The organism is Phycicoccus sp. Root101 (assembly GCF_001426245.1).
Classification (GTDB): Bacteria; Actinomycetota; Actinomycetes; order Actinomycetales; family Dermatophilaceae; genus Pedococcus.
In genome coordinates this window covers 223,863-238,405 of record NZ_LMCM01000006.1, presented here as the reverse complement: position 1 = coordinate 238,405, position 14,543 = coordinate 223,863, and the positions used below count along the sequence as shown (strand labels likewise).

The following is a 14,543-nucleotide window of genomic DNA, read 5'->3' as shown; positions in this document are numbered from 1 at the left end:
ACGACGAAGGACCCCCAGTCGCCTGGAGGTCCTTCGTCACGCTGGTGTCCGGAGGGGGACTTGAACCCCCACGCCCGATAAAGGGCACTAGCACCTCAAGCTAGCGCGTCTGCCATTCCGCCACCCGGACAAGGTGTTTCACACACGCTCCAGAGGAGCGCCTGCTGCGACCCGGAACGATACACGTCAGCGGCCACAACTCCCAAACCGCCTCGGTCCCAACGAAAATCCGGCACGAATCGGACGTGCGTCCACCGTCGACCGGCACCCACCCGGGGGTCCGTGCGCCATACCCCCTCGTCCGAACGGATCGACCCTCTGCGACCACCCCACGCCCGGCGGCGGGCCGACCTAGCGTGGGGGCCCTCCGTCCCCCGCAGCCCCCAGGACCCCTCGTGCCCAGCTCCCCCGCCCGCGGTCTGCGCGCCGTCGCCCCCCTGCTCGTCCCCGCCCTCGCCGGCGCCCTGCTGGTCACCGCCCCGGTGGCGACGAGCGCCACGGCAGCGACCTGCCGGGCGACGCCGGCCCTCCTGTCGCGGACGCCGACGACGACCAGGCTGGCCGGCGGCCTCAGCGCCAGGATCTGGGACACCGGCCCCACCCCGAGCAACCCCCAGGCGTCGACCCGCATCGTCGTCGTGCGCGTTCCGGCGTCGTCGGCGCTGCACCCGCGGGTCAGGGCAGCGGCTGCGCTCACCAAGGCCAGCACGCCGTCGGCCTACCTCAAGGGGGCCCCCGGCGCGGTCGTCATGGTCAACGGTGGGGTCTTCGACCCCACTCGGGGCGCACTGCCCGACCTGCCGCAGATGGTCGGGGGCCAGGTCACCAAGGCGCGTTCGGTCAAGGACGCCGTCATCGCCGTGAGCAAGAGCGGTGCGTCGGTGCCGACCAAGCTCTGGCTCACCGGTTCGGCCTCGGCCGGCAGCAAGGGCGCGCGCACCGTCACCGGACTCAACTGGCAGGCCGTGACCGAGGGCGTCACCGTCTACACGACTGCCTGGGGCTCGCAGTCGCGCCCCTACGGCTCGGTGGACGTCGTCGTCGTCGGGGGCAAGGTGGTCGCGCTGCGGACCGGCACGAGCCGCGGCAAGGTGCCGGCCTCCGGGCAGACGATCCTCACCGGCACCGGTGCGACCGCCACCTGGCTGTCCAGCCTCCGCGTGGGCAACGCCGTGTCCGTGTCGTATGCCGCCCACACGGACGCGTCCATCGCCGTCTGGGAGGCGGTGGGCCGGGGTGCCCGCTACCTCAACGCAGGGGTGAAGAACGGCGGCACCTGCGGTGCCCGCGACGAGCTGCTCCGCCCGCGGACCGCGATCGGCTGGACCAAGGCCGGCGACCTGCTGTTCGTGACGGTCTCCGGACGGGCCACGGTCAACGGCGTCCGCTACGGCGGCGCGACGATCCACCAGATGGCCGACTACCTCCAGAAGCTGGGCGCCTGGAACGCCACCAACCTCGACGGGGGTGGCTCCACGACGATGCTGGCGCGGCTGCCCTCGGGCACCGTCGTCCGGCTGGACCGCGGTCTCTCCGAGGCGCAGCGCGCGGTCCCGAACGTCTTCAGCGCCGGCTGAGCCCACCGCCCCTACGCCGGGGTGGTGACAACTCCCCATACCGGCCTCGTCCGTTCGGGTGGGATGCCTCCCGAGGGTGGCCGACCCACGGCGCGGCGACGCGTGGGCGTGCTGGCACGCGTCCTACATTCGACACGTGAACACCCGCACGGCCCACCGGTCCTCAGCCCTCCACCACCCCCGCGTCCAGCGCTCCAGCCAGGGTGGCTGGGTCTGGGCGTGCTCCTGTGGCGGCGCCTCGTGCCGCACCACCCGCGAGGCAACGCCCTGGAGGGTCGCCCTGATCGGTGCGCTCAACCACTCCTCCGCAGTCGCTCCCTGAGCCACCACCGTGTCGGGGACCCCCACCCGGCCGGCCCGTGTATCTGGAACGCGTCCGACGCCTCCTCATCACTGGAACCACACCGTCCACCCCTCCCACCCAGGAACCTGCCATGACCGTCCGCTCGCACCGCAGGAACGTCGCCCACCACCACCCGATGGTGTTCCGCGCGACGACCGGTAGCTGGGTCTGGATGTGTTCGTGCGGCGGCGCCTCCTGCCGCACCGGCCACGAGGTGGTCTCGTGGCGACAGGCCCTCGTCGACGCCCTCGGTCACTCCGAGCGGCTGGCCGCCTGAGCCGTCGCGAGCACGGACCTGCCGACGGAGGTTGGCAGGGCGCCGCAACTCCGCCATTGTTCGAGGACCACGCCGAACCATGGAGGAGCGTCACATGAAGGTCGGGATCCCCCGCGAGGTCAAGAACAACGAGTACCGGGTCGCCATCACGCCGTCGGGGGTGCACGAGCTCGTCGTCCAGGGCCACGAGGTGTACGTCGAGAAGGACGCCGGAGTCGGCTCCTCGATCCTCGACGAGGACTACGTCGCAGCCGGCGCGAAGATCCTCGACACCGCCGACGACGTGTGGGGCACCGGGGACCTTATCCTCAAGGTCAAGGAGCCGATCGAGCCGGAGTACCACCGGATGCGCGAGGGCCAGACCCTCTTCACCTACCTGCACCTCGCCGCGGACCGGGCCCTCACGGAGGAGCTGGTCAAGCGCAAGGTCACCGGCATCGCCTACGAGACCGTCGAGCTGCCCGACCGCTCACTGCCCCTCCTGGCCCCCATGTCCGAGGTCGCGGGTCGCCTCGCGCCGCAGGTGGGCGCACAGACGCTGATGCGCGCGCAGGGTGGTCGTGGCGTCCTCATGGGCGGTGTGAGCGGGGTGTACGCCGCGAAGGTGGTCGTCATCGGTGCCGGAGTCTCCGGCATGAACGCTGCCGCGATCGCCCTCGGCATGCAGGCCGAGGTGCTGCTCCTGGACCGCGACATCAGCAAGCTGCGGCACGCCGACGCCATCTACCAGGGCCACTGCCAGACCGTCGCCTCCAACGCCTACGAGGTGGAGCGCGCGATCGCCGACGCCGACCTCGTCATCGGTGCGGTCCTCGTCCCCGGCGCCAAGGCGCCCAAGCTCGTCACCAACGAGCAGGTCTCCCGGATGAAGCCCGGCTCGGTGCTCGTCGACATCTCCATCGACCAGGGCGGCTGCTTCGAGGACTCCCGACCGACGACCCACGCCGACCCCACCTACGCGGTGCACAACTCGGTCTTCTACTGCGTCGCCAACATGCCCGGCGCGGTGCCGCACACCAGCACCTACGCCCTCACCAACGTGACCCTCCCGTATGCCGTGCAGCTCGCCAACCAGGGGTGGCAGGCCGCGCTGTCGGCGAACCGTCCACTCGCCCTCGGGCTCAACACCCACGACGGCCACGTGACGTACGCCCCCGTTGCGGAGGCCCACGGGTTCGACTCGGTCGACCTCGCGGACGTGCTCGCCGGCTGACCGGCGGCTGTCGGCGGCGGCGACTAGGTTCGGGGCGTGCTCCTCGCCGATGTCGTCGCCGCCTCCCACGCGGCCTCCGCGACCCGTTCCAGGCTGGCCAAGACGGCCGCGGTGGCCGACGCCCTGCGGGCGGCCGGCCCGGGCGACGCGGCCACGGTCGCCGCCTACCTGTCCGGCGTCCTCCCCCAGCGACGCATCGGCGTGAGCTGGCGCGGGCTGTCCACCCTGCCCGTCCCGGCCCCGGAGCCGTCGGTCACGGTGGCCGAGGTCGACGCCGCCCTCACCTCGATCGGGGCGATCGCCGGCAGCGGCAGCGGGGCCTCGCGGGCCGCCGCGGTCGTCGAGCTGTTCGAGCGGCTCACCGAGGACGAGCAGGTCTACCTGCGCGCGCTGGTGACCGGGCAGGTCCGCCAGGGCGCCCTCGACGGCGTGATGCTCGCCGCCATCGCCGCGGCGTCCGAGGTCCCCGAGACGGAGGTCCGGCGGGCCGTGATGCTCGCCGGCCACACCGGCCCGGTGGCGGCTGCCGCGCTGGCCGGCGGCAGCACCGCGCTGGCGGAGATCGGCCTCGAGGTCGGGCGCCCCGTGCGGCCGATGCTGGCCGCCTCCGCTCCCGACGTGGACGCCGCCTGGGAGCAGGTCGCCCCTGACGACGGGGCCGGGGTCTTCGTCGACGGCAAGCTCGACGGCATCCGCCTCCAGGCCCATCGCGACGGCGACGAGGTCAGGCTCTTCACCCGCTCCCTGGACGACATCACCGACCGACTGCCCGAGGTGGTGGAGGCGGTGCTGGCCCTGCCGGCCCAGCGGCTGGTCATCGACGGTGAGGCGATCGCGCTGACCGAGGACGGTCGACCACGCCCGTTCCAGGAGACGGCCTCGCGCACCATGAGCAGCACCGGGGTCGACGAGCTGAGGGCGACCGTCCCCGTCACCCCCTACTTCTTCGACCTGCTCCACGTGGACGGCGAGGACCTGCTCGACCTGCCGGCCACCGAGCGGTTCGCCCGCCTCGCCGACCTCGTGCCCGGGCAGTGGCAGGTGCCACGCACCCTGGCGCCGTCCCCGACTCAGGCTGCCGAGTTCTTCCACCGCCTCGTCACCGACGGCCACGAGGGCGTGGTGGTCAAGTCACCGTCGGCGCCGTATGCCGCCGGGCGCCGAGGTGCCGGGTGGGTGAAGGTGAAGCCACGGCACACCCTCGACCTCGTGGTCCTGGCCGTCGAGTGGGGCAGCGGCCGGCGCGAGGGCTGGCTCTCCAACATCCACCTCGGTGCCCGTGACCCCGACACCGATGGATTCGTCATGCTGGGCAAGACGTTCAAGGGGATGACCGACGAGATCCTCACCTGGCAGACGGCGCGGTTCCTCGAGCTCGAGACGCACCGCAAGGGACACGTCGTGCACGTCCGTCCCGAGCAGGTGGTCGAGATCGCGTTCGACGGCATCCAGACGTCCTCGCGCTACCCCGGAGGCATGGCGCTGCGGTTCGCCCGCGTCATCCGCTACCGCGACGACAAGACCGCCGAACAGGCCGACACCGTCGACACGGTGCGGTCCCTGCGCGCCTGAGGGCAAGCCCGCACCGGCCCGGAGGTCCTGCGTCAGCGCCTGACGGCAGCGCCGAGCACCTGGAGCGCCGTGTCGGCGTGCTTCTCCATGCTCCACTCGGACTCGATGACCTCGATGATCCTGCGGTCGGGGGCGATGACGAAGGTCGCGCGCTTCACGGGGGTGATGTACTTCCGGCGCACCCCGAAGGCCGTCGCCACGGCACCGTCGGCATCGGAGAGCAGCGGCATGCCCAGCGACTCCTTGCCGTCGAACTGCGACTGCGCCTCGACGGTGTCCATGCTGATGCCGACCGGCTGGGCACCCACGGCGGCGAACTCGGCGCGCAGGTTGCGGAAGTGGCACGCCTCCTTGGTGCAGCCGCCGCTGAGCGCTGCGGGGTAGAAGAAGAGCACGACACTCCCCTCCTCCAGCAGGCCGGTCAGGCTGCGGGTCCGACCGCCCTGGTCGGGAAGCTCGAACTCCGGTGCGAGCTCTCCGATGCGAAGTGACTTCATGGGGTGCCTCCTGCTGCGGTCGGTCGGTCCGGGCGGTGCGCAGGATCGGATGGACCCTGCACGTCCGGGAGCAGTTCGCCACGACCGACCGGCCGGATTGGTTTATATAGGTGAACTATGTAAACTGGGACCATGAACCCGAGGGAGACGGTTGCCAACGACCTGCTGCGGTCTGCTGCCCGGCTGTCCCGCTGGGCCTCGCGACTCGCCGCGTTCGACGTGTCGTACGCCCAGGCGCGGCTCCTGGCCCTGCTCGACGAGCTCGGCCCGGCCCGCGTGAGCGCGCTGGCCGAGGCCGACCACTGCAGCCAGCCGACGATGTCGACCGCGCTGCAGCGCCTCGAGTCCCAGGGGTGGGCGGGACGGGTCCCCGACCCCGCCGACGCCCGGGCCAGCCTGCTGTCGCTGACGCCGGCCGGCCGGGACACGCTCGAGGAGATCCGACGGGCTCGCGCCGCGGTCCTCTCCCCCACCCTCGCCAGCCTGGACGAGTCGGAGGTCGCGCAGCTGCGCGCCGCCGTCGCCGCCCTGGACGACCTGCTCCTCCGGGCCGCCCGCACCGACACCCACCACTGAAAGGACGTCCACCACTCATGTGGCGCCAACCCAGGACCGTCTGGTCCGTCGCCCTCGCCTGTGTCATCGCCTTCATGGGCATCGGCCTCGTCGACCCCATCCTCAAGCCCATCGCCGACGACCTCGGGGCCAGCGCCTCGCAGGTGTCGCTGCTGTTCACCAGCTACATGGCCGTCATGGGAGTGGCCATGCTCGGCACCGGCTGGGTGTCCAGCCGGGTCGGGGCCAAGCGCACCCTGCTCGTCGGCCTGCTCGTCATCATCGTGGGCGCCGGCCTCGCCGGGGCCCAGGACTCCGTGGGCGGCATCGTCGCCTTCCGCGCGGTGTGGGGCCTCGGCAACGCGCTGTTCATCGCCACCGCCCTGGCCACGATCGTCAGCGCCGCCCGAGGGTCGGTCGGCCAGGCGATCATCCTCTACGAAGCCGCGCTGGGGGTCGGGATCGCCACCGGTCCGCTGCTGGGTGGCTGGCTCGGCGGCCACTCGTGGCGCTGGCCCTTCTGGGGCGTCTCCGCGCTCATGGCCATCGCCTTCATCGGCATCGTGGCCACCCTGCCCCCGACGAAGCCGACCGGCGGCGGCACCAGCCTCGCCGCGCCCCTCAAGGCGCTCTCGCACCGAGGACTGCTGACCGTCGGCATCACCGCCCTGCTCTACAACTTCGGCTTCTTCACGCTGCTCGCCTTCACGCCGTTCCCGCTTGCCATGGGCGCCCACGAGGTCGGCCTGGTCTTCTTCGGCTGGGGCGTGCTGCTCGCCTTCACCTCGGTGGTCGTCGCCCCGCGGCTGCAGCGCCGGTTCGGCACGCTGCCCGGCATCGTCGGGGCGCTCATCGGCTTCGCGATCGTGCTCGCGGCCATGGCGATCGGCACCGAGCACAAGCCGGTCCTCGTCGTCGGCGTCATCGTCGCCGGAGCGTTCCTCGGCATCAACAACACCCTCATCACCGAGACGGTCATGAAGGTCTCGCCGGTCGAGCGCGGGGTCGCCTCCGCGGCCTACAGCTTCGTCCGCTTCGGCGGGGGTGCCGTCGCGCCATACCTCGCCGGCAAGCTCGGTGAGCGCTCGGTGCACATCCCCTTCTGGGTGGGTTCCGGAGCCGTCGTGCTCGCGGTGCTCGTGCTGCTCACCGCCCGTCGGGAGGTGATGGCGACCGACGAGGTGCACGGCCACGCCACCACCGAGCGCACGATCGAGGAGCGCGACCTCGAGGCCGAGGCCGTCACGGTCGGCGACGCCTGACCCGGGGCCGCTCCCCCGCCCCCTAGGCTGGCGCCGTGCTCGAACAGATCACGGCGACCCGGTACGTGACCCCCCTCAAGGAGGGCGGGTCACTTCCCGGCATCGTCGAGGCCGACGACCTCGGCACCTACGTGCTGAAGTTCCGCGGCGCCGGCCAGGGGCTCAAGGTGCTCGTCGCGGAGGTGCTCGTCGGTGAGCTCGCGCGGGCCCTCGGGCTGGACGTCCCGCGGCTCGCCGTCGTCGACCTGCAGTCGCCCATCGCGAAGTACGAGGCCGACGAGGAGGTCCAGGACCTGCTCACCGCGAGCCTCGGGCTCAACCTCGGCATCGACTTCCTCCCCGGTTCGTTCGGGTACGACGGTTCGCGCCCTCCCGCTCCCGAGGTGGCCTCGCAGGTGCTGTGGCTGGACGCCCTCACGGCGAACGTCGACCGCACGTGGAGCAACCCCAACCTCCTCGTCTGGCACCGCAAGCCGTGGCTCATCGACCACGGCGCAGCGCTGTACTTCCACCACGGCTGGCCCGGTCGCGGCGCCAACCCGGAGCGGTTCGCCGCCCAGCCGTTCGACGCGAGCACCCACGTGCTGCGCGACGTCGCGGCGGACCCGGCTGCAGCCCATGAGCGGCTCTCACCGTTGCTGACGACCGAGCTGCTGGACTCGGTCACCGCGCTGGTGCCCGACGAGTGGCTGGAGCCGGCCCCCGGCCTCGACTCCCCCGCCGAGGTTCGCGCGGCGTATCGTGAGCACTTCCAGGCGCGGGTGGCCAACCCTGCCGCATGGCTGCCGGGTGCGCCGTCATGACCGGGCAGGCACCGACCCGGCACGGCTACCAGTACGTCACCCTGCGCTGCGTCCCCCGCGTCGAGCGTGAGGAGTTCGTCAACGTGGGCGTCATCCTCTACTCCCAGGGCGCCGAGTTCCTCGAGGCCGCCTACCGCGTCGACGAGGACCGGCTCCGGACGCTCTTCCCCGAGGTGGACGCCGCCGCGGTCGGCGACGCGCTCGAGACGGTCTGCCAGGTGTGCCGTGGGGTCACCGGCGGGGGTCTGCCCACCCTGGGCGGGCTGGGACGCCGGTTCGGGTGGTTGAGCGCACCCCGCAGCACCGTGGTGCAGCCCGGCCCGATCCACGGCGGCCTCACGCAGGACCCAGCCGCCTCGCTCGCCGCCCTGGTGGAGCGCCTCGTCGGCTGAGTGGTTGCGCACCGCGGCGCGGGTTAGGTTCGGGGCATGACTCTCGAGCGCCCCGTCGCCCCCAACCCCTACGACCTGCTCCCGCAGGTGCCCGCACTCACCGTGAGCAGCAGCTCCTTCGAGCACGGAGGGACGCTCCCGGACGCGCACGTGTTCGACGACTGGGGCTTCAGCGGCGGCAACACCTCGCCGCAGCTGTCCTGGAGCGGGGCACCCGAGGGCACGAAGTCGTTCGTCGTCACCTGCTTCGACCCGGACGCGCCGACCCCGTCGGGCTTCTGGCACTGGGTCGTCGTCGGCATCCCCGCCGACACCACCGAGCTGGCGGAGGGCGCAGGCGCCGAAGGTGGCGCGTCCCTGCCCGAGGGAGCCTTCATGGTGGCCACCGACTACGGAACGAAGGCCTTCGGCGGCGCCGCCCCGCCCGAGGGGGACCGGGCCCACCGGTACCTGTTCGCGGTGAGCGCCCTCGACACCGACGACCTCGGCATCGACGACTCGGTGTCCCCCGCCGTGGCCGCCTTCAACACCGGCTTCCACACCCTGGCGCGCGGCGTCGTCTCGGCGACGTACCAGAACGGCTGACCTCCGCCGTCGTCGGCTCGATCAGCGCGGTCGCAGCGCCCAGGCTGCGACCGCGCCTGCTGCCGCGACGTTGAGCGAGTCGACTCCCCCCGCCATCGGGATCGTGACCGTGAGGTCGGCAGCCTCGAGCGTCCGCCGCGACAGGCCGTCACCCTCCGTGCCGAGGACCAGCGCCAGGCGCTCGGGCGGGTCGGCGGCCAGGTCGTCGAGGCTGACTGCGTCGTCGGCCAGGGCCAGCGTGGCCACGGTGAACCCGAGGTCACGCAGGTCCTGGATCCCGGCGGGCCACGGGTCGATCCGGGTCCACGGCACCTGGAAGACCGTGCCCATCGAGACCCGGATCGCCCTGCGGTACAACGGATCCGCACACCGCGGGGTCACCAGCACCGCGTCGACGCCGAGGGCGGCAGCCGAACGGAAGACAGCTCCCACGTTGGTGTGGTCGACGATGTCCTCGAGGACGACGACCCGGCGGGCGTCGCGGACGACCTCGGCCACGGTGGGCAGGACGGGCCGCTGCATCGACGCCAGTGCCCCGCGGTGCAGGTGGAAGCCCGTGAGCTGTTCGATGACGTCGTGCTCGCCGACGAACACGGGTACGCCGTCCGCCTCGGCCCGTTCGACGAGGTCCGCGAGGTCGGTCAGCCAACGCTGCGCCATGAGGTAGCTGCGCGGCCGGTGTCCCGCGGCCAGGGCCCGCCGGATGACCTTCTCGGACTCCGCGATGTAGAGCCCCCGCTCCGGCTCGGTGCGACGCCGCAGCGCCACGTCGGTGAGCGACACGTAGTCGGCGAGTCGCTCGTCGTCGGGGGTGGTGATCGCGATGGGCACGGCCAGCAGGCTAGGACACGACGGAGGCCGGCCGGGCACCGGCGCCTGCGGCGGGAGCTGCCGCCGGCGGCATACGAGGTCGGGGCTCAGCTGAACCAGACGATCTTGACGATCCCCACGACGCCGACGACGAGGATGACCCCACGGAGCGCCACCGGCGGCAGGCGGCGCCCGACCTTGCCACCGACCCATCCTCCTGCGAACGCCCCGATCGCGATGAGTCCCGCCGCCGCCCAGTTGATCTGGTCCCAGGCGACGAGCATGAAGGTCACGGCTGCGACGGCGTTGACGATGGTGGCGAGCACGTTCTTGTAGCCGTTGAGGCGCTGGATCGGGTCGGTCGTCAGCGCGCTCATCAGCCCCATGAGGATGACGCCCTGGGCGGCGCCGAAGTACCCGCCGTAGATGCCACCGACGAGCACACCGGCCACGAGGGCAGGTCCGTGCCAGGCGACCTGGGCCGTCACGCCTCGTTCGCGGCGCTCGGCCGCCCGACGGTTGAGCCGGGGGCCGAGGAGGACCAGGAGCAGCCCCAGCCCGATGAGCACCGGCACGATCGCCGTGAACGCCTCGGGTGGCAGCACGAGCAGCAGCACCGCCCCGATCACCCCGCCCACCAACGACGCCGGCGCCAGCCGCTTGAGGGTCGGGCCGGCCCCCTTCAGCTCGTGCCGGTACCCGTGCACGCCCGTGATGCCGCCGGCCACGAGGCCCAGCGTGTTGGACACGTTCGCCACCACGGGTGGGAAGCCGAAGAACAGCAGGGTCGGGAAGGTGATGAGGGTGCCCGAGCCGACGACGGTGTTGATGGCACCGGCGCCGAGGCCCGCGAGCAGGATCCCGAGGGCTTCAAGAACGGACATCCCAGAACCCTAACGACGAGCGCCGCCCCCGCGTGTGCGGGGGCGGCGCTCGGACGAGGTATGCCGCGTGGTCAGGCGCCCGGGGCGCGCGGACCGTCCTCCGGAGCCGCGGGCGGCTCGGTGGGAGGAGCAGTGGGCGGGGCCGGCGGCGCGGTGGGAGCAGCGGGTGGAGCGGGCTCCGGGTCCGCCGGAGTCGTCGGTGCCGTGGGCGGCTCGAACTCCGGCACGGCGTCGGCCGACGGCGGGATCGGCGGTGCCACCCGCTTGACCGGGTTGGCGTGCTCGGTCGCCTCGCGGCTGGCCCGACCCGCCTGCCCGCGGGCCTCGGCGAGGGCCTGCATCGGGTCCTCGAGCGTGGTCTCGTCGAAGGCGTCCTGCATCGGACCGGGGTCGACCCACTCGCCGTCGTCGCCCTGGTCGTCCGGGCGCGGCGCGTCCGCCTGACCCAGGGCGCCACCGATGCCGCGCAGGGCGTCGGTGAGCTCGCTGGGGATGATCCACATCTTGTTGGAGTCGCCCCGCGCGATCTGCGGCAGCACCTGGAGGTACTGGTAGGCCAGCAGCTTCTGGGTGGGCTTGCCCCGGTGGATCGCGTCGAAGACCTGCTGGATGGCGCGGGCCTGGCCCTGCGCCTCGAGGATGCGGGCCTGGGCCGAACCCTCGGCGCGCAGGATCTGGCTCTGCTTCTCGCCCTCGGCGGTGAGGATGGCCGACTGCTTGGTGCCCTCGGCATACAGGATCTGGGCACGACGCTCACGCTCGGCCTTCATCTGCTTCTCCATCGACTCCTGGACTGAGTGCGGCGGGTCGATCGCCTTCAGCTCGACGCGGTTGACGCGGATGCCCCACTTGCCGGTGGCCTCGTCGAGGACGCCGCGCAGCTGGGCGTTGATCTGGTCGCGGCTGGTCAGCGTCTGCTCGAGGTCGAGCGAGCCGATGACGTTGCGCAACGTGGTGACGGTGAGCTGCTCGATGCCCTGGATGAAGTTGGCGATCTCGTAGACCGCCGACTTGGCGTCGATGACGGAGTAGTAGATGACCGTGTCGATGTTGACCACGAGGTTGTCGGACGTGATGACGGGCTGCGGCGGGAAGGAGACGACCTGTTCACGCAGGTCGACGTTGGCGCGGACCTTGTCGACGAAGGGCACCAGGATGTGGATGCCTCCCTCGAGGGTGCGTGAGTAGCGACCGAGCCGTTCGATGATCAGCGCTGTCTGCTGCGGGACGATGCGCACCGTGCGGAAGAGCACGATGAGCGCGAACGCCACCAGGATCAGCAGGACAACGAAGCCTGCACTGAAGTCCACGACTTACTCCGATTTCTGACCCGCCGTGTCGTCGGTGACGATCACGGTGGCCCCCTCGATGGATACAACCCGGACCTCTTGGCCGGGCTGGCACGTGGCACCGTCACGGACGGTGCGAGCCGACCACGTCTCCCCTGCCACCTTGACGCGACCATCGGTCGCCGTGACCGTCTGGAGCACCCGGCCGTGGCGGCCGACCATGCTCGCCGCCCCGATGTCGTGGCTCGCCTCGGACACCATGAACTTCTTCTTGATCATGGGCCGGACCACCCCGAGCAGCAGCAGCGCCACGACGATGGCGACGACGACCTGCAACGGGAAGGGCACTCCCAGCGCCGAGGCAGCGGAGGCGGCCAGCGCCCCGCCGGCCAGCATCAGGAACACGAAGTCGACCGTGGCGACCTCGATCGCCGCGAGGATCAGGGCGATCCCCAACCACGCCAACCACGGGTTGTCCGCGAAGACGTCCATGAGTGCCCCCTTCTGTTCGTGTGCGGTAACTCTAGGACGAGGGAGATGCCCCAGTCGTTCCTGCGCCGACCTTGAGCCGGGCCGACCAGCGCTCCCCACGACGCTCCAGCTCCAGCGGCATCCCGAAGGTGGCCGACAGGTTCTCCTCGGTCAGGGTGATCTCGACCGGGCCCTGCGCGACGATCCGGCCCTCGCGCAGGAGCAGCACGTCGGTGAAGTTCGGGGGGATCTCCTCGACGTGGTGGGTCACCAGCACCAGCGCGGGGGCGTCGACGTCGCCCGCCAGCTCGCCGAGCCGGCGGACCAGGTCCTCGCGACCGCCGAGGTCGAGACCGGCCGCGGGCTCGTCGAGGAGCATCAGCTCGGGGTCGGTCATCAGGGCGCGCGCGATCTGCACCCGCTTGCGCTCACCCTCCGACAACGTCCCGTACGTCCGGTCGGCGAGGTGGTCGGCGCCGAGGGCCTGGAGGAGCTCGAAGGCCCGGGCGTGGTCGAAGTTCTCGTACGTCTCGCGCCACCGCCCGACCACGCCGTACGAGGCGGTCACGACGACGTTGTGCACGACCTCGTCGTTCGGGATGCGTTCGGCCAGGGCGGCGGAGGCCAGGCCGATCCGGGGTCGGAGCTCGAAGACGTCGACGGCGCCCAGCACCTCGCCCAGGACGCCGGCGACGCCGCGCGTGGGGTGCATCCGGCCCGAGGCCAGCTGCAGCAACGTGGTCTTGCCCGCGCCGTTCGGCCCGAGGACGACCCAGCGCTGGCCCTCCTCGACCTCCCACGTGAGGTCGTCGAGAAGGGTCGTGTGGCCGCGGACCACACTCACCCCGGCGAACTCAAGGACGTCACTCATGGCACCGGACCCTATCGGCTTAGCATGATCGGGTGCCCGAACTCCCTGCCTCCGTGCGCCTTTCGCTGTGGACCACGCACGCGTGGGCGACCGGCTCGCCCTTGGAGGACGCGGTGCGGCGGGCACTGCCCGACATCGACCACGTCGACGGCGACCTCGACCGCCTGTCCGTATGGCGCGACCTCGGCGAGCAGGCGCTCCTCGTCTCCCTGCCCGCTCCGGGCGACCTCGCCGGACTCCCCCGCGCGTCGGCCGACGCCCTGGGCGCCGCCGCAGCCGGAGGGGAGGCGGTGTTCGTCCCAGCCCTCGGCGGGATGCTGGTGCCGTCGATCTCGTCGTTCGGGGACGACGCCCGGGGTGGGCTGGACGTGGGCACCCGGGTGGACTGGACCGCATACGACTCCGAACCGGTCCCCCGCCACCGCATCGAGGCGCTCGAGGCGTCGCAGCTCGAGCGGCACCTGCGCGAGGAGCTGCGGGTGGCCACGGAGCACCTCGACGCCCTGGGCGGACAGCCGTTCGCCCGGTCGGCAGCGCGGGAGATGGCCGATGCCGCGCTCGGTGGGCGGTGGGGCCTGCCCGGCGGGCTCCCGGGACGAGCGGCTCAGGTGATCGCCCTCGCCGGGACGGTGGGCCACGTCGTCGACGTCGCCATCGAGACCGGTGACGGGGCGTTGAACGCCGCCACGGCAGCGTCCCGGCACTCGCTGCTGCTCAGGTTGCAGCGGGCGGCCGACCACGCGCTGGCCGACGCCACGAACGCCGCGTGCGCCGTGCTGGCCGGCTGGCGACCGGCCTGAGCCCGATCCGGTCGGCAACGCGTTACAGGGGTGGGTCACCAGGACTGCTCAGTTCGGCCGAGGCGCCTGCCTGCGCCCGAGTGACGGCCACCCCGCCTCAACCGGCGCGAATCGGCTAGGGGGCCGCGCTTCGCGGCTGTCAGGGGTCTGCGTGCCTGCGCCAGACTCGCTCCATGTTCTGCGAGCGACCGGGTCCACCACTCAGACGAGCCCGGCCGAGGACCACCGTCCGGCTACCGGACCGGTGTGAGGGCCCGATCGGCTTGGCCCGGATTGCATCAGACACCTTGAACCGGCATCACGGCAGCCACCGGTCATCCGACATCCGCTCCTCTGGTCGGC

The 14,543-nt window shown here is 72.0% G+C and carries 17 protein-coding genes and 1 tRNA gene; 11 read left to right on the top strand and 7 right to left on the bottom strand.

The features are described 5' to 3' along the window. Positions 1–42 precede the first annotated feature (42 nt). Positions 43–130 (bottom strand) — tRNA-Leu (locus tag ASC58_RS08455). A 265-nt stretch (positions 131–395) separates the two neighbouring features. On the opposite strand from ASC58_RS08455, the gene ASC58_RS08450 reads away from it, so the two are divergent. From ASC58_RS08450 to ASC58_RS08430, 5 genes are all read left to right on the top strand, one after another. Further along, on the top strand, positions 396–1,577 hold the full coding sequence (locus ASC58_RS08450; RefSeq protein WP_056914381.1) for a phosphodiester glycosidase family protein: 1,182 nt from the start codon (positions 396–398) through the stop codon (positions 1,575–1,577). A 136-nt stretch (positions 1,578–1,713) separates the two neighbouring features. Beyond that, positions 1,714–1,899, top strand: a complete 186-nt coding sequence (locus tag ASC58_RS20950; protein WP_157581183.1) for a hypothetical protein — start codon at positions 1,714–1,716, stop codon at positions 1,897–1,899. Between the two features lie 112 nt (positions 1,900–2,011). Then, positions 2,012–2,197: a hypothetical protein gene (locus tag ASC58_RS08440; RefSeq protein ID WP_056914379.1), complete on the top strand. Its 186-nt coding sequence runs from the start codon at positions 2,012–2,014 to the stop codon at positions 2,195–2,197. A 94-nt stretch (positions 2,198–2,291) separates the two neighbouring features. Then, the gene (gene ald, locus ASC58_RS08435) at positions 2,292–3,410 is read left to right on the top strand and encodes an alanine dehydrogenase (protein ID WP_056914378.1); all 1,119 of its coding nucleotides are present in this window, start codon (positions 2,292–2,294) and stop codon (positions 3,408–3,410) included. 36 nt (positions 3,411–3,446) lie between these two features. Continuing rightward, entirely contained in the window at positions 3,447–4,982 is a 1,536-nt protein-coding gene (locus ASC58_RS08430; protein WP_056918981.1) for an ATP-dependent DNA ligase, read from the top strand. A gap of 32 nt (positions 4,983–5,014) precedes the next feature. Here ASC58_RS08430 and ASC58_RS08425 read toward each other — a convergent pair whose 3' ends face one another. Next, a complete protein-coding gene (locus tag ASC58_RS08425; protein WP_056914376.1) occupies positions 5,015–5,479 on the bottom strand; it encodes a peroxiredoxin in 465 nt (154 codons plus the stop codon). Between the two features lie 132 nt (positions 5,480–5,611). Between ASC58_RS08425 and ASC58_RS08420 the strand changes: the two genes are divergently transcribed. The 5 genes from ASC58_RS08420 to ASC58_RS08400 are packed head-to-tail and all read left to right on the top strand — an operon-like array spanning position 5,612 to position 9,076. Beyond that, entirely contained in the window at positions 5,612–6,055 is a 444-nt protein-coding gene (locus tag ASC58_RS08420; RefSeq protein WP_056918980.1) for a MarR family winged helix-turn-helix transcriptional regulator, read from the top strand. 17 nt (positions 6,056–6,072) lie between these two features. Next, positions 6,073–7,296 carry an MFS transporter gene (locus ASC58_RS08415; RefSeq protein ID WP_056918979.1) on the top strand — a complete coding sequence of 408 codons (1,224 nt, stop codon included), beginning with the start codon at positions 6,073–6,075 and terminating at the stop codon, positions 7,294–7,296. A gap of 35 nt (positions 7,297–7,331) precedes the next feature. After that, positions 7,332–8,099 (top strand): HipA family kinase, encoded by a 768-nt coding sequence (locus ASC58_RS08410; protein ID WP_056918978.1) that lies wholly within the window; start codon positions 7,332–7,334, stop codon positions 8,097–8,099. Then, complete coding sequence (locus tag ASC58_RS08405; RefSeq protein ID WP_056917067.1) at positions 8,096–8,491, top strand: DUF3037 domain-containing protein; 396 nt, start codon at positions 8,096–8,098, stop codon at positions 8,489–8,491. The genes ASC58_RS08410 and ASC58_RS08405 overlap by 4 nt, the downstream gene beginning before the upstream one ends. Positions 8,492–8,527: 36 nt before the next feature. Then, the gene (locus ASC58_RS08400; RefSeq protein ID WP_056918977.1) at positions 8,528–9,076 is read left to right on the top strand and encodes a YbhB/YbcL family Raf kinase inhibitor-like protein; all 549 of its coding nucleotides are present in this window, start codon (positions 8,528–8,530) and stop codon (positions 9,074–9,076) included. 21 nt (positions 9,077–9,097) lie between these two features. Here ASC58_RS08400 and ASC58_RS08395 read toward each other — a convergent pair whose 3' ends face one another. From ASC58_RS08395 to ASC58_RS08375, 5 genes are all read right to left on the bottom strand, one after another. Then, positions 9,098–9,907 carry an RNA methyltransferase gene (locus ASC58_RS08395; RefSeq protein ID WP_056918976.1) on the bottom strand — a complete coding sequence of 270 codons (810 nt, stop codon included), beginning with the start codon at positions 9,905–9,907 and terminating at the stop codon, positions 9,098–9,100. 86 nt (positions 9,908–9,993) lie between these two features. Continuing rightward, positions 9,994–10,770 (bottom strand): sulfite exporter TauE/SafE family protein, encoded by a 777-nt coding sequence (locus ASC58_RS08390; RefSeq protein WP_056914370.1) that lies wholly within the window; start codon positions 10,768–10,770, stop codon positions 9,994–9,996. A 71-nt stretch (positions 10,771–10,841) separates the two neighbouring features. Continuing rightward, entirely contained in the window at positions 10,842–12,080 is a 1,239-nt protein-coding gene (locus tag ASC58_RS08385; protein WP_056918975.1) for an SPFH domain-containing protein, read from the bottom strand. A 3-nt stretch (positions 12,081–12,083) separates the two neighbouring features. After that, a complete protein-coding gene (locus tag ASC58_RS08380) occupies positions 12,084–12,551 on the bottom strand; it encodes an NfeD family protein (RefSeq protein ID WP_056918974.1) in 468 nt (155 codons plus the stop codon). A gap of 31 nt (positions 12,552–12,582) precedes the next feature. Then, complete coding sequence (locus ASC58_RS08375; protein WP_056918973.1) at positions 12,583–13,401, bottom strand: ABC transporter ATP-binding protein; 819 nt, start codon at positions 13,399–13,401, stop codon at positions 12,583–12,585. Between the two features lie 32 nt (positions 13,402–13,433). Here ASC58_RS08375 and ASC58_RS20945 point away from each other — a divergent pair, with 32 nt between their 5' ends. Further along, complete coding sequence (locus tag ASC58_RS20945; protein ID WP_082580498.1) at positions 13,434–14,201, top strand: hypothetical protein; 768 nt, start codon at positions 13,434–13,436, stop codon at positions 14,199–14,201. Positions 14,202–14,543 lie beyond the last annotated feature (342 nt).